We start from the raw sequence: 21,837 nt of genomic DNA, 5'->3' as shown, positions 1-21,837 counted from the left end.
TGGGGTTTCTGATGCTGAATGGATGGTTGTATTGGTAAAAGAGGGTGTGCCAGGATTGCAAAAAGTAACGTCAGGTTACATAAGATTCAAAAAAGGCCGTCAGGCGGCAGAAGGTGTCATCAGCCGTCCAGGGCCATTAAAAACGCAGGAAAAAGGCACCAACAACGCAGTTGCTGGCTCCGGGCGAATTTTTTTCGAAGACGAGGGTATCGGGTCATATGAGCACAACAAGTCATCTTCTGGACGATATACGTAACGTCAATCTTTCCTATCTGTTGCTGGTGCAGCGGCTCCTCAACGAGGATCGTACTTCCGCCATGTTCAGGCTCAAGATCAGCGAGCAGATGGCCGATACGCTGGTATCGCTACCGATCTCACAGCTGGCCAAACTCGCCAACTCCAATCAGCTGCTGTGTCATTTTTCGTTGACAGACGCTACCCAGCTTGCCTCGCTGACCAGCGATCAGCGCGAGGATGACCTCAAGCGTACCCATGCCGCCATTCTACTGGCAGGTGGCAGTTTTGAGCACGAAGAAGAGACGGTAGGCGGGGAGCAGCAGTATGGCCGATAAGAGCGTCATCAACGAAGTGCGTGACATTCAACTGGCCATCGAGCTGATTGAGCTGGGTGCGCGGCTTCAGGTGCTGGAAACTGAAACCGATCTGTCTCGCGGACGTCTGATCCGTCTCTACAAGGAAGTGCGTGGCGTTTCGCCCCCGAAGGGCATGCTGCCTTTCTCGACCGACTGGTTTATTACCTGGTTGCCCAACATACACTCATCACTTTTTTATAATGTTTATCTCTCCTTGCGCCAGCGCGAAAAGTGTGACCGCATGGAGGCGATCATCAAGGCGTACCGCCTCTACTTCGAGCAGATCTCGATGCTGGAAGATGGCGAGGCGGTGCTCGGCCTGACGCGGGCCTGGACGCTGGTGCGCTTTTTCGAAAGCGACATGATGCAGCTTTCGACCTGCAACAGCTGCAGCGGTCGTTTTGTCAACCATGCGCAAAGTCTCGATCACGACTTTGTCTGCGGTATCTGCCAACCTCCCTCGCGAGCCGGCAAAACAAGACGCGCAGCCGAGCGGGCGCGCCTTAAAAGCGAGCGCGAACAGGTCACCGGCTGAGCTATCACTCCCGCTTCTAATGCGGTGACACGAATCGTAACTTTTTCAAGCCCCTGGCACTCAGTGTCAAGGGGCTTTCTATCTCCTCCCCCAAAGGCCGCCGGTGCGCTTGCTTTCAGAATATTAAAAGCGTGAATTGAGAGCTTTTTTGCCGGTACGTCCAGCGCTGAAGCGCTCCTGTCCTGTTCCATAATCGTTACCGATCCGCTTGGTTGGCAGGTATTTCGCGCTGCCATATGAAATCGCCATGTGAAACAGGCTTCATACTCAAGTCCAGGCGTTTTCTGCCGATGTTACAGGCAGGTCACGAACGCCGAGGAAATGCAGTGCTTATATTTTTTGGTTTCATCGCCGTAATTGCTTCTGTGCTGGGCGGCTTTATGTTGGCTGGTGGCAGTCTGGGCGTGCTGATGCAGCCGGCCGAGGTGATCATCATCTGCGGTGCGGCGGCCGGTGCCTTTCTGGCCAGCAACAACGGCAAGGCGGTCAAGGCAACCCTCAAGGCGCTGCCCAGACTGAGAAAGAGCGGTAAATACAACAAGGAGCTCTTCATGGAGTTGATGGGGCTTCTTTATCTGTTGCTCTCCAAGGGGCGTCAGGAGGGCATGATGTCGCTTGAAAAGGATGTCGAGGACCCGCAACAGAGTGCGCTCTTCGCACGCTATCCGAAGCTTTTGGCGGACCCGGTGCTGATGGAATTCCTGACCGACTATCTGCGCCTGATGATCAGCGGCAACATGGATGCCTTCGAGGTCGAGTCGCTGATGGACCACGAAATCGAGACCTTTCAGCATGAAGCCGATATACCCGCTCATGCATTGAGTAACGTCGCCGATGGCCTTCCGGCTTTCGGTATCGTGGCAGCCGTCATGGGCGTCATTAACGCACTGGGTGCACCTGGGCTGGAGGCCTCCCTGCTTGGCCCCTTGATCGCTCACGCGCTGGTGGGCACCTTTCTGGGTATCCTGTTGGCCTACGGCTTCGTTTCTCCACTGGCGACTTTCATGCGCCACCAGATCAGCGAAACCGACAAGATGCTGCAGTGCATCAAGGTCACACTGCTTGCCAATCTTAATGGTTATGCGCCACCGATCGCGGTCGAATTCGGCCGCAAGACACTCTATTCCACCGAGCGTCCCACTTTCAGCGAGCTGGAAGAGCACATGCGTAGCGTGCGCTCCCAGCCCGCCAGCGGAGGCTGAAAATGAGTCAGAATCGTCGCCCTGTCGTCGTCCGCCGTAAAAAGGTTGTGGGTCATACGGGATCCCATGGCACCTGGAAGATTGCCTACGCTGATTTCATGACCGCCATGATGGCCTTTTTTCTGGTGATGTGGCTGATCTCCAGCGCTTCCGAGGATGAGCTCAAGACCGTCAGCGAATACTTCAACATGCCTTTGAGCGCTGCCTTCAGTAGCGGTGAAAAGGTGGCCAACAGCCCGAACGTGATTCCCGGGGGCGGTGATGATCCCATGCAGAGCGACGGCTCACTGCGGCGCACCGATCTGAACCCCGCTCGCGTGATGCCAGCCAATGGCGAAGCGCTGAGTCGACTCAAGCAGCGTCTTGAAGTACTGATTCAGGAAGACCCGGCACTGCGGGTATTGCGTTCGCAGATTCGGCTGGAACTGACGCCGGAGGGGCTACGCATTCAGCTGGTGGACAGTCAGCGTCGGCCGATGTTCGAACTGGGTAGTGCCCGGCTGGAGCCGCATATGCATCGCATACTGACTGCTTTCGCACCGCTGCTCAACGAATTGCCCAACGGCATCACGCTATCCGGTCATACCGACGATCTGCAGTATGCCACCGGAGCTTCGAATTACAGCAACTGGGAGCTGTCGACCGACCGTGCCAACGCCGCTCGACGTGATCTGGTACGTGGTGGGCTCGATCCGTCCAGATTGATGCGGGTCATCGGTATGGCGGATGCCATGCCACTGGCCGATGAGCCCGGCTCGCCGTTGAATCGTCGCATCAGCATCCTGGTCCTCAATCAGCAGGCTCAACAGAGGCTTGAAGAGGAAAACAGTCGTTCGGGCGAGCCAATCTTTATCGACAGTCAGCAGCCGAGTCAGCCTCTCGAAACCATGATCAGAGGCACCAATACGGCTCAGTCAAGCGGTGAAGAAGGTAGCACGCAATCTTGAGGCAAGCTTGAAGAAAAGTGCCCTTGAACGCCGACCGGTTGCCCGGTGACATCGTGATGGGCAAAACATTATCTTCATCAGGGTAGGGGAAAAGGCGTGAGTATCAATCTGGATGAATTTTATCAAACCTTTTTTGACGAGGCGGATGAACTGCTCAACGACATGGAGCAGCATCTACTGCAGATCGATCCCGATCATCCCGATGAAGAGCAGCTTCACGCCATTTTCCGTGCGGCACACTCCATCAAGGGCGGCGCTGGCACTTTTGGTCTGACCATACTGCAGGAGACCACCCACCTGTTCGAAAACCTCCTCGATCAGGCGCGCCACCACGAGCGTAACCTCGATGCCGCGACCATCGATATCTTTTTGGAAACCAAGGATATGCTCAGCGATCAGCTCAACGCCTACCGACAGAAAACGGAGCCCGACCAACAGGCTTACGAGCGTATCTGTGCCGTTTTGCGAGCACTTGCCGAAGAGCACTCCGGCGAGGCTGCTCGTGCGACAGCCGAGGGACAGGTGCCCGGCAGCCAGGATAACGCCGGCAGCGCCGGGGCAGCCGCTGGAAGCGCACCGGAGGGGTTGGCGATCACGGTGACCGGTGTCGACAGTGACACTGCAGCCAGTCTGCTCGAAGAGCTGTCCCTGTTCGGGACCCTTTCCGATCAGCAGCATGAAGATAGCACGCTGAGTGTTCATCTGGTCACGGAAACCGGTGAAGAAGACATTCATGCGGTGCTCTGTTTCGTGGTCGACAGCGACCAGATCCACTTCGGCAGCGCAAACAGGGAGGCGGTAGGTTCGGTACCGCGTACTATTGTCGTTTCCGGAGTGGATGCCGATACTGCTGCAAAACTGGGCGAAGAGCTGGCTCTGTTCGGATCTCTGAGTCATCAGCAGCACGCCAAAGACGAGCTTCAAGTCAGTATTGAAACCGAAACCGGCGATGATGATCTGCGTGCGGTGCTCTGTTTTATTGTGGATGACGACCAGATTCGCATCGAGCACGGCGTATCTCCTCCCGTAACGCCGTCGACTGCGCCGGAACCTGTGGCTGAAGGAAGCGAAACTTCGGCTGTTGACGGGCAAACAGCGCAAAAGCACGACGCCAACAGTACCTTGGCTTCAAACAGAGATGCGGCTCAGGGGGCCGCGACGCCTGCCGAGCATTCCAGCGCCACACGAACGACCGGCGACGCCTCGGCGTCCAGAGCGGACAAGTCGAATGCCTCTGGTGAAGCGGCCTCGCTACGCGTTTCGATCGAAAAGATCGACCAGATCATCAATCTCGTTGGTGAGCTGGTCATTACTCAGTCGATGCTGGAGCAAAGCAGTGCCGAATTCGACCCCGTGACGCATGGCAGCCTGCTCAGTGGCATGGCGCAATTGCAGCGCAATGCCCGTGATCTGCAGGAATCCGTCATGTCGATTCGCATGGTGCCGATGGATGTGGTGTTCAACCGCTTCCCGCGGCTTGTGCGTGACCTTGCCGGTAAATTGGGTAAAAAAGTCGAGCTGGTGACCGAGGGCAAGGCGACCGAGCTTGACAAGGGGCTGATCGAGCGCATCGTCGACCCCATGACCCATCTGGTGCGCAACAGCCTCGATCACGGTATTGAAACACCCGAAAAAAGACGTGCCGCGGGAAAGTCCGAAACCGGCACGCTCAAGCTTTCTGCAAGTCACCAGGGTGGCAATATTCTGATCGAGATAAGCGACGACGGGGGCGGCCTGAGTCGCGACAGGATTCTCAAGAAGGCCTATTCCAGCGGGCTGGCGGTATCGGATGCAATGAGCGACGATGAAGTCTGGCAGCTGATCTTTGCGCCGGGCTTTTCGACCTCCGAGGAGGTGACCGATCTTTCCGGTCGCGGTGTCGGTATGGACGTAGTCAAGCGCAACATTTCCCAGATGGGTGGGCATGTCGATATCCAGTCTGCGCAGGGGCAGGGGACGACCATACGCATTGTTTTACCACTGACGCTGGCGATTCTCGACGGCATGTCGGTGCGCGTTGGTGAAGAAGTCTACATTCTGCCGCTGGGCGCTATTCAGGAGTCGATGCAGGTTACCGACGATAACCTCAGCTCGGTTACCGGTAGCGAGCGGGTACTCTATTTCCGCGGCGACTATCTTCCGCTGGTTGAGCTCTGGAGAGTATTCGACATTCCGAATGCCAAGCAGGAGGTTAAACAGGGCATCGTCATGGTGGTGCAGAGCGAGGGACGCCAGTTTGCGCTACTGGTCGATCAGCTTATCGGCCAGCATCAGGTGGTGGTCAAGAGCCTCGAGACCAACTATAAGCGTGTCCCCGGTATCTCGGCGGCGACCATTATGGGCGACGGGAGCGTGGCGCTGATTCTGGATGTGCCGGCACTTTCGCGTGCCACTGTCAAGCGCGAAGCCCCACAGGACAGCCGGCGTCATGAGGCGGCCGGCCTGCATTGATGGCTTGCAGCCTTCAAAAAATGCATAGACGTTAACTTCAGTATCAAGGGCCAATCAGGAGAGAACAATGGAAGCAGCCGCTGCGGATCATCACAAGATCGAAGGAGAAGGGCACGAATTTCTGGTATTCCGTCTCGGCGAGGAGGAGTACGGCATCGATATTCTGAGTGTTCAGGAAATTCGCGGCTATGAGGGCGTAACGCGCATTGCCAATGCGCCCTCTTTTATAAAGGGAGTCACCAATCTGCGTGGCGTCATCGTGCCGATTGTCGACCTTCGCCTCAAGTTCAACATCGGTAACGCCGACTTTACGGCACAAACTGTCGTGATCGTACTCAATATTGGCAAGCGCGTAGTCGGGGTCGTGGTCGATGGCGTATCGGATGTCCTCTCACTGACGACCGATCAGATCAAGCCGGCACCCGAATTTGGCGCGACACTTTCAACGCAGTATCTTCGTGGTCTGGGCAGCCTTGAGGACAGGATGCTGATTCTGGTCGACATTGAGGGGCTTATGACCAGCGAAGAGATGGCCCTTATCGACGAAGCGACATGACGAATCGACCGGCATGCTAAAGAAAATAGCCGGCAATGAAAGGCTCGCAGCCAAGAGATTGCCATAGCATTTATTGTCGGTTTATCAGGTTAAAGTAAACTATCGGGATGCCGATAATATCCCTGAAACAATGTAATGTCGTTGAATCCTGGAACAGGAGTTCCTGTTAGCCGCTTACCCCAGTGCGGGGCGAAGTCACTGACGATCCATCGGTCGTGGCAACTTTGTAGTGGTTCAGGTCGCCGGTATTCGTCAGCAGGCCGGATGGAGTAGTCAAAATGGAAGAAGTGGCGGAAAGTCGCGATCTGAGGCTGACAGATGAAGATTTCGAGCGTGTTCGGCGTCTGATACACGAACGTGCCGGCATTGCACTTGCCATGCATAAAAAGGAGATGGTGTATAGCCGTTTGGCAAGAAGGGTGCGGACGCTGGGCATGATGCAGTTCAAGAAGTATCTGGACATGCTGGATGGTCATGCCGAGGCGAAAGAGTGGGAGCATTTTGTCAACGCATTGACCACCAATCTGACTTCATTTTTTCGCGAGGCCCATCACTTTCCTATTCTTGCCGATCACATCAGAGACAGAAAAGAGCCGGTAAAAATATGGTGTTGCGCCGCTTCGACCGGTGAAGAGCCCTGGTCGCTGGCCATGACGGTGTCGGATGCGCTCGGCAGTGCAGCGCAGAATGCCATTATTACGGCCACCGATATTGATACCCGAGCACTTGCCGTTGCCAGTGAAGGTATTTATCCGCTCAATCAGGTCGAAAAGCTGCCCTCTGAAACGCTGAAAAAGTTTTTCATGCGTGGTACCGGCGCGCGAACCGGTGTAGCACGCGTCAATCCGAAAATTTTCCCGATGGTGCGCTTCAAGTCGTTGAACCTTCTGGGACCAAGGTGGGATCTGGAGGGGCCCTTCGATGCCATATTCTGCCGTAATGTCATGATCTATTTCGAGAAGGAAACACAGAAAAAAATTCTTGAAAGGTTTGCGCCTCTGCTCAAATCGGATGGTCTGCTTTTCGCGGGCCACTCCGAAAACTTTACCTATCTGACCGATGCTTTCAAATTGCGCGGTCATACGGTCTACGGGCTAGGGAAGACGGGGCGATAAAATTGATCAGCGACGAAATTGGCCATGGATTGGCAAGCCACTTTTATTTTGACCGCGATGACAACCTTGAGGCGATCAAGGTGCTGCCCGGCGAATATTTCGTCACTCACAAGCCGATGGTGCTTGCTACCGTACTGGGTTCCTGTGTGTCGGCCTGTATTCGCGATCCACGTGCGGGGATCGGTGGTATGAATCACTTCATGCTGCCCGGCGATGGCAGCCGCGATCATAGCGGTTCGCGGCTGCGCTACGGCGAGGCGGCCATGACCACTCTGGTTGAAGAGATCTGCCGGCGGGGCGGTAAACGGCAGCACCTGGAGGCCAAACTGTTTGGCGGTGGGATGGTGATATCCGGCATGGCGTCTCGAGTGGGGCAGGCCAACAGCGAATTTGCCGTTGACTGGCTCGAGCGGGCCGGTATCCCACTGCTGGCACAGGATTTAAACAATAGCTATGCCCGCCGAGTGCATTACCTGCCTGCTACCGGGCAGGCGCGACTGAAACGCCTTCAGGGTAGCGACAATTTACAGCAACGCGAGAAGAAGCTGCTGGCATCACTGCTTGATGAGGCACCGCCGCCGGCTCTGGCGGCAGATATCAAGGGAGCACTGAGGTGAATAGAATCAAGGTGTTATGTGTTGATGATTCGGCGCTGATTCGCAGCCTGATCAGCGAAATCATCAACCAGGAGTCCGACATGGAAGTGGTCGCCACCGCGCCTGATCCGCTGGTCGCGCGTGAGCTGATCAAACAGCATAACCCGGACGTTTTGACGCTGGATGTCGAGATGCCGCGCATGGATGGCCTTGATTTCCTTGAACGTCTGATGCGTCTTCGCCCCATGCCGGTGGTCATGGTCTCTTCACTGACCGCACGAGGCTCCGAAGTGACCATGCGAGCACTGGAGCTTGGCGCAGTCGACTTCGTTACCAAACCGCAGCTGGGCATCCGCGATGGCATGGTGGAGTACGCCCGCGAAATTACCGACAAGATTCGCGTGGCGTCGCGGGCAAGGCTTAAAAAACCCGCTTCACCGTCGCAGCCGGCGCCGCCGACCAAAACGCTCAGGGCACCGCTCTACTCCAGTGAGAAGCTGCTGATCGTGGGCGCTTCCACCGGTGGTACCGAAGCGATTCGCGAGTTTCTGATGCCGCTGCCGCCGGACAGCCCGGCGGTGCTGATCACCCAGCATATGCCGGCCGGCTTTACCCGCTCTTTTGCCGCGCGACTGGACAGTCTGTGTCGCATCAGCGTCAAGGAGGCGGTCGACGGTGAAAGGGTGCTGCCCGGACACGCCTATCTGGCACCGGGGGGCACGTCACATCTACGATTGGCACGCAGCGGCGCCAACTATGTGGTGTCCCTGGGTGAAGACCCGCCCATCAACCGCCATCGCCCTTCGGTCGATGCGCTGTTTGAATCCGCTGCTGCTGGTGCAGGCAAGAATGCCATCGGTATTCTGCTCACCGGTATGGGCAAGGATGGTGCTCAGGGGCTTTTGAAGATGCGTCAGGCGGGCGCCTGGACGCTGGCGCAGGACGAAGCCAGCTGCGTCGTATTCGGCATGCCACGCGAGGCGATCGCGCTGGATGCCGCATGCGAGGTGGTTTCCATTTCCAGTATGTGCGAGCGTGCTCTGGCTCATCTGGGCGGGGACAACCGGCAGTCGATGCGGGTATGAGCAGATTTTCAACAGGCCTTCAGGGCATCAAGGGGGAGGAATAGCAGCAATGGTCGACAAGAATATGCATATGTTGGTGGTGGACGACTTTCCCACCATGCGACGTATCGTGCGTAACCTGCTCAAGGAGCTGGGGTTCACCAACGTCGAAGAGGCCGAGGACGGCGCCGAGGCGCTGTCGAGGCTGCGCGCCGATAGCTTCGAGTTTGTGGTGACCGACTGGAACATGCCCAATCTGGACGGTCTGGAGATGCTCAAGCAGATTCGTGCCGATGACAGCCTCAAGCATCTGCCGGTGCTGATGGTAACCGCCGAGGCCAAGAAGGAGAACATCATTGCCGCGGCCCAGGCCGGCGCCAATGGCTATGTGGTCAAGCCCTTCACTGCCGCAACGCTTGAAGAGAAGCTCAACAAGATTTTTGAAAAGCTCGACAAGTGAAGGCCTCCAGCAGCTATCGGGAGATAACGACATGACATCCGATTCTCGTTCAGAGAGCGACGAAACGCTCAACACCGACCTGATTGCTCGCATCGGTCAGCTGACACGTTCTCTGCGTGACAATATGCGCGAACTCGGTCTCGACAAGGAAGTCGAAAAAGCCGCCCAGGCGATTCCCGACTCCCGTGACCGACTGGGTTATATCGCCAGCATGACCGAACAGGCGGCAGAGCGTTCGCTTAACGCCAGTGAAGCCGCCCAGCCGATTCAGGAAAACATCGAAAAGCAGGCTGGCGAACTGGCCGGGCGCTGGGATCAGTGGTTCGATCAGCCGCTCGAGGATCAGCAGGCCCGCGACCTGGTGGCGGATACACGCGCCTATCTCGAGTGGATACCGGAGCAGACTCGGGCTACCCAGAGTCAGCTGATGGAAGTCATGATGGCGCAGGACTTCCAGGACCTCACCGGTCAGGTCATCAAGAAGATGATGGACATGATCCACGAGATCGAAAGTGAATTGATACAGGTGCTGATCGAGAGCACTCCGACCGAGAACATGCGCGAGCGAGTCAGAGTGAAAAACAAATCGGATGAGCTGCTCAACGGGCCCCAGGTCAAAAAGGATGCGCCCGATGTGGTGACCGACCAGGGGCAGGTCGACGATCTGCTCGACAGCCTCGGTTTCTGAGTCCCGGCCGCAGCCGATTCCTCCCATTGCTCGAATAGCTCCGCTGCGACGGGGCTATTCGGGCAATACCCCGTCGACCACCCCGCACAAAATGTCGCCTGAGTAGACCGAACCCGATAGACGGGCAGGATATGGCAGACGACAGTGATGAAGAGAAAACCGAAGAGCCCACAGCACGACGCCTTGAAAAGGCGCGTGAGGAGGGCCAGATTGCGCGTTCGCGAGAGCTGACCACCTTCATGATGCTGATGGTCGGCATCGGCGGCCTTTGGCTGACCATGAGCTGGATGGGCGATCATCTGGGTCGCATCATGAGTTCTTCGATGTCGTTTGAAACGGCGGTAGCTCGCGACCCGCAGGTAATGATGATCCATGTGTTCGAGGTGGCACGCCAGGCGCTGCTGGCGATCGCCCCCATACTGGGCATCATGACACTGATCGCGCTGTTCGCGCCGATGGCGCTGGGCGGCTGGCTGTTCTCCACCAAGTCACTCAAGTTCGATGCCAAACGCCTGAACCCGCTCTCCGGATTCAAGCGCCTGTTCTCCAGCCAGATTCTTGCCGAACTTGCCAAGACGATTGCCAAGTCGATTTTGATCGGGTTGATCGCTGCCATCTATCTCTACTATCAGCAGGGAGCATTGCTGGGACTGGCCAACGAAAATATTCAGACCGCGATCCAACATGCTCTGATGATGGTGCTGACCTGCTGTGCACTGATCATGCTCTCTTTTATCGTGGTGATTCTGATCGACGTGCCCTACCAGCTCTGGAGTCATACCAAGAAGCTGCGCATGAGTCGCCACGATATCAAGCAGGAGCACAAGGAGTCGGAGGGCGACCCCCAGGTCAAGGGGCGTATTCGCCAGCAGCAGCAGGCCGCTGCCCGACAACGCATGATGAGTCAGGTGCCCGATGCCGATGTGATCATTACCAACCCGACCCATTTCGCCGTGGCGCTGGTCTACAGGGAGGATCAGATGGGGGCTCCCCGGGTTGTCGCCAAGGGCGCCGACAAGGTGGCCGGACGCATTCGCGAGCTGGGTCGCGAGCATCGCGTGCCTTTTCTGGAAGCGCCGGCGCTGGCACGCTCGCTCTATCGCTTCGGCGATCTGGACCAGGAGATTCCGGCGCAACTCTATACCGCCGTGGCGGAAGTGCTTGCCTGGGTATTTCAGCTCAAGCGCTTTCGCAGCGAAGGCGGGTGGGTACCCACTGCGCCGAGCGATATCGAGGTGCCGCCGGAGATGGCCTATGCACCGCAGCAGACGGCTTCACGGGATGGCCCGCCGCCGTGACCACAGCGCACTGCAGGTTTTTCATGACGTTTCTACATCGCTGCCACCTGGCAGTGCTGTGTACTTTCGGATACTGATATGAACGCACTGAACGGGCTTTTCCGCGGCAGCGGACTGAATCAGCCGAGTCAGCTCAAATACCTGGCAGGGCCGATACTGATTCTGATGATCCTGTCGATGATGGTGCTGCCGCTGCCGCCATTTCTGCTCGATCTGCTGTTCACCTTCAATATTGCGCTGTCGATCATGGTGCTGCTGGTGAGCATGTTTACCAGCAAACCGCTGGATTTTGCCGCCTTTCCGGCGGTGCTCTTGTTCTCGACGCTGCTGCGGCTGTCGCTCAACATCGCCTCGACGCGCGTCATCCTGCTGCAGGGCCATACCGGCGATGGCGCCGCGGGTAACGTGATCGAGGCCTTCTCGGCCTTTCTGGTTGGTGGCAATTTCGCCGTCGGCCTGGTGATCTTCATCATTCTGGTGGTGATCAACTTCATGGTCATCACCAAGGGCGCCGGCCGTATCGCCGAAGTGGGCGCGCGCTTTATCCTGGATGCCATGCCCGGCAAGCAGATGGCGATCGACGCCGACCTCAATGCCGGTCTGATCGACGAAAACCAGGCGCGCGAGCGGCGCGAGGTGATCTCTCAGGAGGCGGACTTCTTCGGCTCCATGGACGGCGCCAGCAAGTTCGTGCGCGGCGATGCCATCGCCGGCATTTTGATTATGATCATCAACATTATCGGCGGTCTGATCATCGGCATGGCGCAGCACGATCTTTCCGCCGGCGAGGCGGCGCGCTCCTACACGCTGTTGACCATCGGTGACGGCCTCGTCAGCCAGATCCCGGCGCTGATCATCTCGACTGCCGCCGGCGTGACGGTCTCCCGCGTCAATACCGATCAGGACGTCGGCCATCAGCTACTGGGACAGCTTTTCAACAATCCGCGGGTGCTGATCCTGGCTGCCGGTGTTGTCGGGCTGCTGGGGCTGGTGCCCGGCATGCCCAACTTCGTCTTCCTGCTGTTTACCTTTCTGCTGGGCGCGCTGGCCTGGTATGTCATGCGTCAGGGGCGACAGCAGCGCGTTCAGGAAGAGAGCCGGCAACAGCAACAGGCCGCTGCGCCCGCCCCTGAAAACCGTGAGGCGAGCTGGGAAGACGTTCAACTGGTCGATCCACTGGGGCTCGAGGTCGGGCATCGGCTGATTCCGTTGGTCGACCAGAACCAGGACGGCGAGCTTCTCAAGCGCATCAAGAGTCTGCGCAAGAAGTTCGCTCAGGAAGTGGGCTTTCTGCCGCCGGTGGTGCACATTCGCGACAATCTTTCCTTCCAGCCGCAGCAGTATCACATCGCGCTCAACGGCGTCACGATCGGTCAGGGCGAGGCCTGGCCGGGTCAGTATCTGGCCATCGACCCGGGGCAGGCGGCGGGTAAACTGGAAGGGCGTGCTACCACCGACCCGGCCTTCGGCCTGCCGGCCACCTGGATTGATGCCGGACAGCGCGATCAGGCACAGATCCAGGGTTTCACGGTCGTCGATGCCAGTACCGTGGTGGCCACCCATCTCAATCATCTGCTGCACAAGCACGCCCACGAAATGCTGGGCCGTGGCGAGGCGCAGAAACTGCTGGATCGGCTATCGGCCGAGTCGCCCTCGCTGGTCGAGGAGGTGATTCCCAAGCAGGTTCCGCTGACGACCCTGACGCGCATTTTGCAGAATCTGCTGGAGGAGGATGTCTCGATCCGCGATATGCGCACCATCCTCGATACGCTGGCCGACCACGCCAACCATACCACCGACCCCATGGAGTTGACGGCGGCGGTGCGCGTGGCGCTGGGGCGCTCCATTACCCAGCACTATTTCCCCGGCAGCGAACCCGCCGAGGTGATCGGGCTGGATGGCAACCTCGAACAGATGTTGCACCAGGCGCTCAACAGCGGTGGCGGTCTCGAGCCCGGGCTGGCGGATACGCTATTGCAGCAGGCCGAACAGGCCGTTCAGCGTCAGGAGAGCCGTGGCGTCACGCCGGTACTGGTGGTTCAGCACTCGCTGCGAGCGCTGCTGGCGCACTTCCTGCACCGGCGTCTGCCCAGCCTTGTGGTGCTCTCCCAGGCCGAGCTGCCCGAAGATCGCCAGATTCGCGTAGCGCAGATGATCGGAGGCCAGCAGTGAGGCGTCGAGCGGGCGTCGATTTCCCGTTATGGATTGCTGTCGGTCTGATAGCGCTGGCGGCTGGCGCCCCGGCTCAGGGCGCCGGTGGTGGCGCCGTGGTTATTGACGACAGCACGCCCGATCTCGCTCAGCGCGAGCGTGTCTATCAGGTCAGACTGCAACACCCTACGCTTGAGCAGCTCGACGGTGAGATCACGACGCTTTACTGGCGCATCGAACTGGCCCCGTCCCGTGAGCTGCCCATTATCGAGCTCTGCGTGGCCGGTTATTGCGATCAACTCGAAATGCGGCGTGGTGCCAGCAATGAATTCGAAGGCCTGCCGGCCGACAGTAATATCGAATTTCGTTTCATGGTGCCCGGCCGCGGCATGCTGCAAAGGCCGATTCGCGGCGGCAGTCTGCAGCTGATCGTTAACTATCGGCAGCAAACAGCGGGGCAGTAGGCAAGGGTAGTAAAGAAGGGCGAGCCGCCGTTGCAAAAAGCAGCGGCCGGGGGAGAGCCCGGCCGCAGAGCGTCTCAGCCGCAGAGATAGGTACTGCTGCCTCGCAGGTTGCGCTGGCGGCCGTTGGGACCATACATGGTCATGCCGGCAGCGTTTTGCAGGAACTCGAGCGCGCGGTTATGAAAATCGAGGCGACGCTCGATGGTAAAGCCGTTGAGGCGGTTGCGCTGCGAAGCCGTTTCGGTAAGTTCGATCAGGCGCTGCCATGAGTCGTCAAGATCGTGCTCTCTGGCGTAAAGATCGCTGCCGGTGCGGTCGGGGGTAAAGCCCTGCTGCTCCAGCACAGCGCGGCGTGCGCGATCAAGCTGATCGAGGCGCATCGTTGCAGTGCCCTTTCGCTCGCAGACATTCAAAAGCGTCTCGATATCGACCGGGTGGTCGTCAAGCAGCTCTGATTCGCGGCCAAGCAGTGCAACAAAGCTTTCCAGCGCTTCGTTGATCTGAGCCAGTATGTCAGCGTAGTCACTCATGGCAGGCACTCTCCTGGTCACAAAAGCCGCTTATCGGCCATCGGCAAGCAGCTCTCGCGCGCTTTCGATCAGGCCATCGGCAATCTTGTCGGTACGAATTTCAAACTGTCCGTCACGAATCGCCTCACGCAGCTCGTCAACCCGGGCGGTATCGATATCACCGTCCGTGTTGTGCGCACTGGAGGGCATCCAGCGGGAGGATACGTCCCCTCCGCTCTGCGCACCGGCAGCAGCGTCGTTTTTGGCAACACTACCGGGACGTGTTCCCTGCTGACCCAGCAGCTGGCTCAGCGACGTATTCGAATCGATCTTCATGGCTGTAATCTCCGCAACGCTCTCCCGAAACAGGTAGGCAGTCTGTGACGCTTGCTGCCTGTGTGCACTCTTTATCGACAGATAGAGCGCACTCTTTAGTCCCGATCATAACAGAGTGCTACGATTTTTTATGCCCGCCATCCATGGCGTGCACCCTCCGGGCCGCCTTCGGCGTTAAAAATCGTTCCCGACGATTTTTTATGCCCGCCAGCCCGCCATCCATGGCGTGCACCCTCCGGGCCGCCTTCGGCGTTAAAAATCGTTCCCGACGATTTTTTATGCCCGCCAGCCCGCTATCCATGCCGTGCACCCTCCGGGCCGCCTTCGGCGTTAAAAATCGTTCCCGACAATTTTTTATGCCCGCCAGCCCGTTATCCATGGCGGGCCACGCATCGCGTGTCGGCAATCTTTTCAGCGCACTTCGACGACGCCGCTGTCGATGGCCGTACCGTTGACGATCCGGCCCGAGGGCGTCCTGACCCTGACATTCTCGCCACGCGCGGCGCTGTTGAGCGCCCGGCCGCTGCTGCGTACCTGAAAGCCCTGGCCGGTTACGCGAAGCGCTACCTCCTGCCCACCGTCGACCAGCCGTGGCGATTTGACCATGCCCTGCTGAAGGGGTTGGCCGGTGCCGATACGACGCTGGCTCACCTGGCCCACCAGAAGCTCAGGGTCGGTGATCAGGCGACCATTGAAGCGCGAGAAGTCGCCTTCCTGCCAGCGCAGGTCGGAGGCCTGAATGGTTTCGCCGGGGGCGATATCGCGTACAGGAACCGGATATTCCCCATAGAGGTGGACATTGGCCTGAAAATAGCGCGTTTCCGGCGCATCACCCGGACAGCGAATGCCGACCGTCGTGCGGCCACTGATTGAGCCGCCGCTGCCCGGCAGAAAAGCCTGCGGGCTTTGGCAGGGGCGCTGAGCCGCACTGGTCAAGGTCACTTCGATTTCGACTCTGGCATCGCTGCTGGCGGTCTGTTCGAGCAGAAAACCCTCGATAGTAGTGCGGATTGCCTCTTCGTCGGCTGCCGCCGCGGTGGGCAACAGCGCGGCCGACAGCAGCACAACGAATGCGGCGCCACGGCATCGGTCGTGGTAACGAGAGCCCGAGAGCTTTTGGAGTAGTGATGCCGCCATGACGCAACAGCTCCGCCTGAGGGTAATGCGATAAAGCGCATTCTAGGCCAGGGCGGCAAGGATCAGGCGGTGAAATGGGCGCGCAAAAATGGCCTTTTCTTTCGATGGCAATGCGTGGCTGCTCCTTATTCTGTGCTCAACCTGCCAAATGCCATGACAGGCGTTTGGCACCCGAGTGTTATGTCAGGGACAGGGGACAAGGAGCGCAGTGCGTTGGCGGCCAGACGGGCCCGGCCTTGTCCTCTCCAATCGGAGCAGTCTCATGATCGACAGGCTCAGCGCCTCGCTGGATTACTTTCAGAACACCCTGAGCCTGCGTGCCAGGCGCCAGGAGATGTTGTCATCCAACATCGCCAACGCCGATACGCCGGGCTACAAGGCAAGGGATATCGACTTTCGCCAGGAGCTCGAGCGTATGACCGAGCAGGGCGGTCAACAGGGTCCGCTCAACCTGAGCACGACGTCCAGCCGTCACATTCACGGCCAGGCGCCGGCGTCGGCAGCCGGTGGTGTCGATATGCTCTATCGCATTCCCTCCCAGCCGAGCCTCGATGGCAATACCGTTGACATGGATATGGAGCGGGTCAATTTCGCTGATAACGCCATGCGCTATCAGGCCGACCTGCAGTTCATGACCAGCCGTATTCAGGGTCTGCGCAGTGCCATGCAATCCGGCAACTGATGATCGCCATCAGGGAGAGTAGTCAATGAGTCTTTTCAGTGTATTTGAAATTTCCGGTTCGGCGCTGACCGCTCAGTCACAGCGCATGAACGTGACGGCCAGTAACCTGGCCAACGCCGACAGCGTGGCGGGCCCTGACGGCGAGCCCTATCGCGCACGGCAGGTGCGCTTCGAGCTGGCGTCCAATCCCGGCGAGTCGATCGGTGGCGTAAGGGTCAGTGAGGTGCTCGAGGATCAGAGCGCACCGCGCCGCGTTTACGATCCGCAGAATCCGGCGGCGGACGATCAGGGCTATGTCAGCATGCCCAACGTCGACCCCACCGAAGAGATGGTCAACATGATCTCGGCGGCGCGCTCCTATGAGGCCAACGTCGAGGTGCTCAATACCAACAAGTCACTGATGATGAGAACGCTGTCGCTCGGTCAGGGCGGCCAGTAAGGAGGCATTATGGCTTTTGACAGTTCCATGCTTGCTGCAGTGAACGGTTCGCGAACCACCAATCCCATGGCCGCAGGCACAAAGATGGGAGTGGAGAGCGCGGGTGAGCTCAACGATCGCTTTATGCGGCTGCTGGTCACGCAGCTGCAGAATCAGGATCCGCTCAACCCGATGGAGAATTCCGAGTTCACCTCGCAGCTGGCGCAGATCAACACCGTCAGCGGCATCAACTCGCTCAACCAGACGCTCTCCAGCATCACCGAGCAGATGAACGCTTCGCAGAAGCTGCAGGCGGGCGCCATGGTGGGTCGTGGCGTGCTGGTCGAGGGTAATGAGGTGTGGGTCAACAACCGAGCCGAGGGTGAAGAGGGCGGCAATGACAGCAATACCGTGCTGCCGTTTGGCGTCGAGCTGGGCGGTGCCGCGGCCAGCGCCCGGGCCGTCATCAAGGATCCCGCGACCGGCGAGATCGTCAACGAATATGATCTGACCAAAAACGGTCCGCTCAAGAGCGGAGTGCAGTACTTTACCTGGGATGGCACCAACGCCTCCGGGGAAAAGGTGGCGAACGGCAAATATCAGGTGTCCATTTCCGCGACCGATAGCGCTGGCAATGCGGTGAAGAGCAGTACGCTGCAGTACGGCTATGTCAGCGGTGTGATGACCAGTGGCGAAGAACCAATGCTGGATCTGGGGCCCAACATCGATAGCGTTGCGCTCAATCAGGTGAAGCAAATTCTCTAATTCGAGCCTTGCGGCGGGCTTTTGGAAGTGCGCCGAGGCAGATGGCACTTGCATGACCGGCAGCGCCGGCGACAAATTCATGCCTCTTACAGGATGACAACATGGCTTTCACGCAGGGTATCAGCGGCCTTAACGCCGCTTCACGTCAGCTCGACACTATCGGCAACAACATCGCCAACTCGCAAACGGTCGGTTTCAAGTCAGCACGTACCGAGTTCGCCGATATCTATGCCGGCTCCAAGGGGCTGGGTGTGCAGGTTTCCGGTATCACCCAGGGTTTCAGCACCGGCGCGCTGGAAAATACCGGCCGCGACCTTGATCTGGCCATCGACGGCGGTGGTTTCTTCCGTCTCAACGACGGGCAGCAGATTACCTACTCGCGTAACGGCCAGTTCCAGGTAGACGAACAGGGCTTTATGGTCAACGGCAACGGAGCGCGCCTGACGGGCTATCCGGTCAATGATCCCAACGGCGCCAACCCGCAGGTACTGGACGGTGCTGATCCGGTAGCGCTGCAAATTCCGCAGGCTGATCTGCAGGCCAACGCTACCAGCCAGGCGTCCATGGAGCTCAACCTCAACTCTTCGGCTGAAACTCTGGGTGCGGGTGACATCGATCCCGCGGATTCAGAGAGCTACAACTTCACCCGGCCAATCACAACCTATGACTCCCTGGGTAATCCACAGCAGGTCAATCTCTATTTCAGAAAAGTCAGTTCTGTTGAAGATGGTCCGAGTAACTGGAGTTTTGCGGCCTTTAGTAACGGTAATCAGGTAGGTGAGTCAAATCTTGTGTTTGACTCCAATGGCCAGCTTACCGATGGTGGGGAGCAGGCTATATCGATTGGACTGAATAACGGTGCCGAGTCGCCGCTTAACTTTAATCTGGACCTGGCGGCCACTCAGTTCAGCGGAGAGTCTGCTGTTCGTAGTGCCTCTCAGGACGGTTATCAGGCTGGTAGTTTCACCAGTCTTTCTATCGCCGAGAACGGCAACCTGATTGGTAATTACTCCAATGAGCAGAGTCGTGTGCTGGGTCGTGTGGCATTGGCAGAATTCGCCAATGAGCAGGGCCTGCAGCCGATGGGTAACAATGCCTGGACGGCGACTCAGTCTTCCGGTCAGGAGCTTTTGGGGACTGCGGGTAGCGGTCAGCTGGGGTCGCTACGCTCGGGTACGGTCGAGGCATCCAACGTCGATCTGGCCGGCGAGCTGGTCAGCATGATCGTGGCCCAGCGTAACTACCAGGCCAACGCCCAGACCATCAAGACTCAGGACCAGATCCTGCAGACCGTGGTTACCCTGCGTTAAGCGGCACTATCTCGACTCACAAGTCGTCTGCCCGCAAAAAGACCGGCCCGTTGGGCCGGTCTTTTCCTTTATGTATCAGCGGCTTGTTGCCGCGTCCTGAAATACGCCCTCTGAAGGGCCTTTCTTGTCCCTTTGCCGAAGGCTTCGAGCGTGTTTACTGGGCGCAATTCAGGAAATTGCCTTTCCGGTTCTCTACACCACCTCGGAGCCGTCGATGGATAGAATGATCTACACCGCCCTGTCGGGTGCCAAACAAAGCATGCAGCAGCAGTCGGTAGTGTCGAACAACATCGCCAATGTCTCGACTACCGGTTTTCGCGCTCAGCTGCATGCCACCCGTACGGCTCCCATGGAGGGGCCCGGCCATTTGACACGCGCCTTCAGTGTCGAGACAACGCCGGGATCCGATTTCTCCTCCGGGCCGTTGCAGAGCACCGGTCGGGCGCTGGACGTCGCCATCGAAGGGCGTGGCTGGCTGGCGGTGGAGACCGAAAACGGCGATACCGCCTTTACCCGCAACGGTAACCTTCAGGTCGACGCGACCGGCATGCTGCGCTCCGAGGGGCGTCCGGTGTTGGGCGACGGCGGCCCTGTCGTTGTGCCCCTCAATGCCGAGGTGGCCATCGCCCCCGACGGCACCGTGTCAGCCCGTGAGCCGGGCACCCAGGTGCAGGCCGAGGTGGGGCAGCTAATGCTGACCGACTATCCCGCCGGCAACATGCAGCGCCGTGAAGATGGTTTGTTCAACGCCCTTGATGAAGAGGGTGAGCCGGTTGAGGTCGTATTGCGAAATGAAAACGTGCGAGTCGCCAGCGGTGCGCTGGAAGGCAGCAACGTCAGCGCTACCGAGGCGATGGTGGCGATGATTGATGTTGCGCGCAGCTATGAGATGAACATGAAGGTGCTCAGCAGCGCCGACCAGACCGCCCAGCGGGCCAATTCGATTCTGTCTACCAGCTAATCACTCGGAAAAGAGTCTCCTCTTCCGGCAAGCGATATGATCCGGGCAGACGCCCGACAACGGAGTCTTAGTCAATGATCAGTGCACTCTGGACGGCCAAGACCGGCCTTGAGGGTCAGCAGACCCAAATGGACGTGATCTCCAATAACCTGGCCAACGTCTCGACCAACGGTTTCAAGCGCTCGCGCGCGGTCTTTCAGGATCTGGTCTATCAGAACCTGCGCCAGCCCGGCTCGATGTCGTCGGCGCAGACCAATCTGCCCACCGGGCTGCAGATCGGTACCGGCGTGCGGCCGGCGGCCACCGAACGGCTGCACACTCAGGGCAACCTCGAGCAGACCGGCAACAGCAAGGATGTGGCGATTCAGGGCGATGGTTTCTTCGCCGTACAGATGCCTGACGGTACCAGCAGCTTTACTCGCGACGGCTCCTTTCAGGTGGATCAGAACGGTCAGTTGGTCAACACCAACGGCTATCCGATCCAGCCTGCCATCGTGGTGCCGCAGAATGCGCTCTCCATGAGCATCGCCCAGGACGGCACCGTCTCCGTGCAAACGCCCGGTAACCCCAACAGCCAGCAGATCGGCCAGCTGCAGCTGACCCAGTTCATCAATCCGGCCGGTCTGGAAAGCATTGGCGACAATCTCTATCGCGAAACCGATGCTTCCGGCCCGCGCAACGATACGGTGCCCGGCCTCAACGGCGCCGGCACGTTGCGCCAGAATTTCGTCGAGACCTCCAATGTCAACGTGGTGGAGGAGATGGTCAGCATGATCGAGACCCAGCGCTCCTACGAAATCAACTCCAAGGCGGTCTCCACCGTGGATCAGATGCTTGGCCGGCTGACCCAGATATAAAGGAGGGCATCATGTCGCTTGTATTGCCTGATCACCATGGCATTCCCGGCACACGAAGCCGTGGCAGCGTGAAGGGACACCTGCGGCTGATGCTGGTGGCGATACTGGCTTTGGTGCTGACGGCCTGTGCCCAGGTGCCGCGCCAGAACGTAGTGCAGGGGCCGACGACAGCCCCCCCGCAGCCACCGCCGCAGCCTATCGCCAATGGCTCGATCTATCAGAGCAATTACACCAAGCCGCTGTTCGAGGATCGCAGGCCGCGCAGCGTGGGCGACATTCTGACCATCGTCATCAACGAGGATGTCAGCGCCACCAAGACCTCGGCGGCCAATGCCAGCCGTAATGGCTCGACGGGCCTGAATGTGGAAGGTACGCCGGATGCACTGAGTAGCCTACTGGAAGGGCAGGGCATTGACCTGTCGGGGTCGTCCGACTTTCAGGGGCAGGGCGGCGCCAACGCCTCCAATACCTTTACCGGCACCATTACCACCACCGTGATGGATGTGCTGCCGAACGGCAATCTGCAGGTGGCCGGCGAGAAGCGTATCGGTATCAACCAGGGGACCGAATACATCCGCTTTTCGGGTACGGTCAATCCGCGCACCATCACCGCGGCCAGCTCGGTACCCTCGACCCAGGTCGCCAACGCTCGCCTTGAGTATTACGGCGACGGCTACATCAACGAAGCGCAGACCATGGGCTGGCTGCAGCGCTTTTTCCTCAACGTTTCGCCCTTCTAGGC

25 protein-coding genes are annotated in these 21,837 nt (G+C 58.7%); 21 read left to right on the top strand and 4 right to left on the bottom strand.

Features of this window, described 5'->3' with window-relative positions; all coding sequences use genetic code 11:
• The first annotated feature begins 218 nt into the window (after positions 1–218).
• The 14 genes from flhD to H146_RS0112330 all read left to right on the top strand — a co-directional run bounded on the left by flhD (position 219) and on the right by H146_RS0112330 (position 14,120).
• On the top strand, positions 219–572 hold the full coding sequence (flhD, locus tag H146_RS0112395) for a flagellar transcriptional regulator FlhD (RefSeq protein ID WP_051091015.1): 354 nt from the start codon (positions 219–221) through the stop codon (positions 570–572).
• A complete protein-coding gene (gene flhC / locus H146_RS0112390; protein WP_019952197.1) occupies positions 562–1,128 on the top strand; it encodes a flagellar transcriptional regulator FlhC in 567 nt (188 codons plus the stop codon). The genes flhD and flhC overlap by 11 nt, the downstream gene beginning before the upstream one ends.
• Before the next feature lie 326 nt (positions 1,129–1,454).
• On the top strand, positions 1,455–2,330 hold the full coding sequence (motA, locus tag H146_RS0112385) for a flagellar motor stator protein MotA (RefSeq protein WP_019952196.1): 876 nt from the start codon (positions 1,455–1,457) through the stop codon (positions 2,328–2,330).
• 2 nt (positions 2,331–2,332) lie between these two features.
• The gene (gene motB, locus H146_RS19325; RefSeq protein WP_083920867.1) at positions 2,333–3,277 is read left to right on the top strand and encodes a flagellar motor protein MotB; all 945 of its coding nucleotides are present in this window, start codon (positions 2,333–2,335) and stop codon (positions 3,275–3,277) included.
• 96 nt (positions 3,278–3,373) lie between these two features.
• Positions 3,374–5,728, top strand: a complete 2,355-nt coding sequence (locus H146_RS0112375) for a chemotaxis protein CheW (protein ID WP_019952194.1) — start codon at positions 3,374–3,376, stop codon at positions 5,726–5,728.
• A 67-nt stretch (positions 5,729–5,795) separates the two neighbouring features.
• A complete protein-coding gene (cheW, locus tag H146_RS0112370; protein WP_019952193.1) occupies positions 5,796–6,284 on the top strand; it encodes a chemotaxis protein CheW in 489 nt (162 codons plus the stop codon).
• A gap of 278 nt (positions 6,285–6,562) precedes the next feature.
• Entirely contained in the window at positions 6,563–7,399 is an 837-nt protein-coding gene (locus H146_RS0112365) for a CheR family methyltransferase (protein WP_019952192.1), read from the top strand.
• A 2-nt stretch (positions 7,400–7,401) separates the two neighbouring features.
• The gene (locus tag H146_RS0112360; RefSeq protein ID WP_019952191.1) at positions 7,402–8,016 is read left to right on the top strand and encodes a hypothetical protein; all 615 of its coding nucleotides are present in this window, start codon (positions 7,402–7,404) and stop codon (positions 8,014–8,016) included.
• Complete coding sequence (locus H146_RS0112355; protein ID WP_019952190.1) at positions 8,013–9,080, top strand: protein-glutamate methylesterase/protein-glutamine glutaminase; 1,068 nt, start codon at positions 8,013–8,015, stop codon at positions 9,078–9,080. Before H146_RS0112360 ends, H146_RS0112355 begins: the two co-directional genes overlap by 4 nt.
• A 49-nt stretch (positions 9,081–9,129) precedes the next feature.
• Complete coding sequence (gene cheY / locus H146_RS0112350) at positions 9,130–9,519, top strand: chemotaxis response regulator CheY (RefSeq protein WP_019952189.1); 390 nt, start codon at positions 9,130–9,132, stop codon at positions 9,517–9,519.
• 31 nt (positions 9,520–9,550) lie between these two features.
• Complete coding sequence (gene cheZ / locus H146_RS0112345) at positions 9,551–10,207, top strand: protein phosphatase CheZ (RefSeq protein ID WP_019952188.1); 657 nt, start codon at positions 9,551–9,553, stop codon at positions 10,205–10,207.
• Between the two features lie 131 nt (positions 10,208–10,338).
• The gene (flhB, locus tag H146_RS0112340; RefSeq protein ID WP_019952187.1) at positions 10,339–11,505 is read left to right on the top strand and encodes a flagellar biosynthesis protein FlhB; all 1,167 of its coding nucleotides are present in this window, start codon (positions 10,339–10,341) and stop codon (positions 11,503–11,505) included.
• A 78-nt stretch (positions 11,506–11,583) separates the two neighbouring features.
• Positions 11,584–13,677, top strand: coding sequence for a flagellar biosynthesis protein FlhA (flhA, locus tag H146_RS0112335; RefSeq protein WP_019952186.1), 2,094 nt, complete (start codon positions 11,584–11,586; stop codon positions 13,675–13,677).
• Positions 13,674–14,120 (top strand): flagellar protein FlhE, encoded by a 447-nt coding sequence (locus H146_RS0112330; RefSeq protein ID WP_019952185.1) that lies wholly within the window; start codon positions 13,674–13,676, stop codon positions 14,118–14,120. The genes flhA and H146_RS0112330 overlap by 4 nt, the downstream gene beginning before the upstream one ends.
• 74 nt (positions 14,121–14,194) lie before the next feature.
• On the opposite strand, the gene H146_RS0112325 is transcribed toward H146_RS0112330, so the two are convergent.
• From H146_RS0112325 to flgA, 4 genes are all read right to left on the bottom strand, one after another.
• Positions 14,195–14,650 (bottom strand): flagella synthesis protein FlgN, encoded by a 456-nt coding sequence (locus tag H146_RS0112325; RefSeq protein WP_019952184.1) that lies wholly within the window; start codon positions 14,648–14,650, stop codon positions 14,195–14,197.
• A gap of 30 nt (positions 14,651–14,680) precedes the next feature.
• Positions 14,681–14,965: a flagellar biosynthesis anti-sigma factor FlgM gene (gene flgM, locus H146_RS0112320; RefSeq protein WP_019952183.1), complete on the bottom strand. Its 285-nt coding sequence runs from the start codon at positions 14,963–14,965 to the stop codon at positions 14,681–14,683.
• 118 nt (positions 14,966–15,083) lie between these two features.
• Complete coding sequence (locus H146_RS21415; protein ID WP_211213330.1) at positions 15,084–15,344, bottom strand: hypothetical protein; 261 nt, start codon at positions 15,342–15,344, stop codon at positions 15,084–15,086.
• Between the two features lie 32 nt (positions 15,345–15,376).
• Entirely contained in the window at positions 15,377–16,102 is a 726-nt protein-coding gene (flgA, locus tag H146_RS19320) for a flagellar basal body P-ring formation chaperone FlgA (protein WP_083920866.1), read from the bottom strand.
• A 262-nt stretch (positions 16,103–16,364) separates the two neighbouring features.
• Between flgA and flgB the strand changes: the two genes are divergently transcribed.
• The 7 genes from flgB to H146_RS0112280 all read left to right on the top strand — a co-directional run bounded on the left by flgB (position 16,365) and on the right by H146_RS0112280 (position 21,835).
• Positions 16,365–16,784, top strand: a complete 420-nt coding sequence (gene flgB, locus H146_RS0112310) for a flagellar basal body rod protein FlgB (RefSeq protein ID WP_019952181.1) — start codon at positions 16,365–16,367, stop codon at positions 16,782–16,784.
• Between the two features lie 25 nt (positions 16,785–16,809).
• On the top strand, positions 16,810–17,223 hold the full coding sequence (gene flgC, locus H146_RS0112305) for a flagellar basal body rod protein FlgC (protein ID WP_019952180.1): 414 nt from the start codon (positions 16,810–16,812) through the stop codon (positions 17,221–17,223).
• Positions 17,224–17,232: 9 nt separating this feature from the next.
• Positions 17,233–17,967, top strand: a complete 735-nt coding sequence (locus tag H146_RS0112300) for a flagellar hook assembly protein FlgD (protein ID WP_019952179.1) — start codon at positions 17,233–17,235, stop codon at positions 17,965–17,967.
• A 101-nt stretch (positions 17,968–18,068) separates the two neighbouring features.
• The gene (gene flgE / locus H146_RS0112295) at positions 18,069–19,277 is read left to right on the top strand and encodes a flagellar hook protein FlgE (protein WP_019952178.1); all 1,209 of its coding nucleotides are present in this window, start codon (positions 18,069–18,071) and stop codon (positions 19,275–19,277) included.
• 214 nt (positions 19,278–19,491) lie between these two features.
• Complete coding sequence (gene flgF / locus H146_RS0112290; protein ID WP_026351955.1) at positions 19,492–20,238, top strand: flagellar basal-body rod protein FlgF; 747 nt, start codon at positions 19,492–19,494, stop codon at positions 20,236–20,238.
• A gap of 74 nt (positions 20,239–20,312) precedes the next feature.
• Positions 20,313–21,095, top strand: a complete 783-nt coding sequence (gene flgG, locus H146_RS0112285; protein ID WP_019952176.1) for a flagellar basal-body rod protein FlgG — start codon at positions 20,313–20,315, stop codon at positions 21,093–21,095.
• 11 nt (positions 21,096–21,106) lie between these two features.
• Positions 21,107–21,835: a flagellar basal body L-ring protein FlgH gene (locus tag H146_RS0112280; RefSeq protein WP_019952175.1), complete on the top strand. Its 729-nt coding sequence runs from the start codon at positions 21,107–21,109 to the stop codon at positions 21,833–21,835.
• Positions 21,836–21,837 lie beyond the last annotated feature (2 nt).

This window comes from Kushneria aurantia DSM 21353, assembly GCF_000382245.1.
Taxonomy (GTDB): Bacteria; Pseudomonadota; Gammaproteobacteria; order Pseudomonadales; family Halomonadaceae; genus Kushneria; species Kushneria aurantia.
The sequence above is the reverse complement of the archived record's forward strand: the minus strand, read 5'-3'. Positions and strand labels throughout refer to the sequence as shown.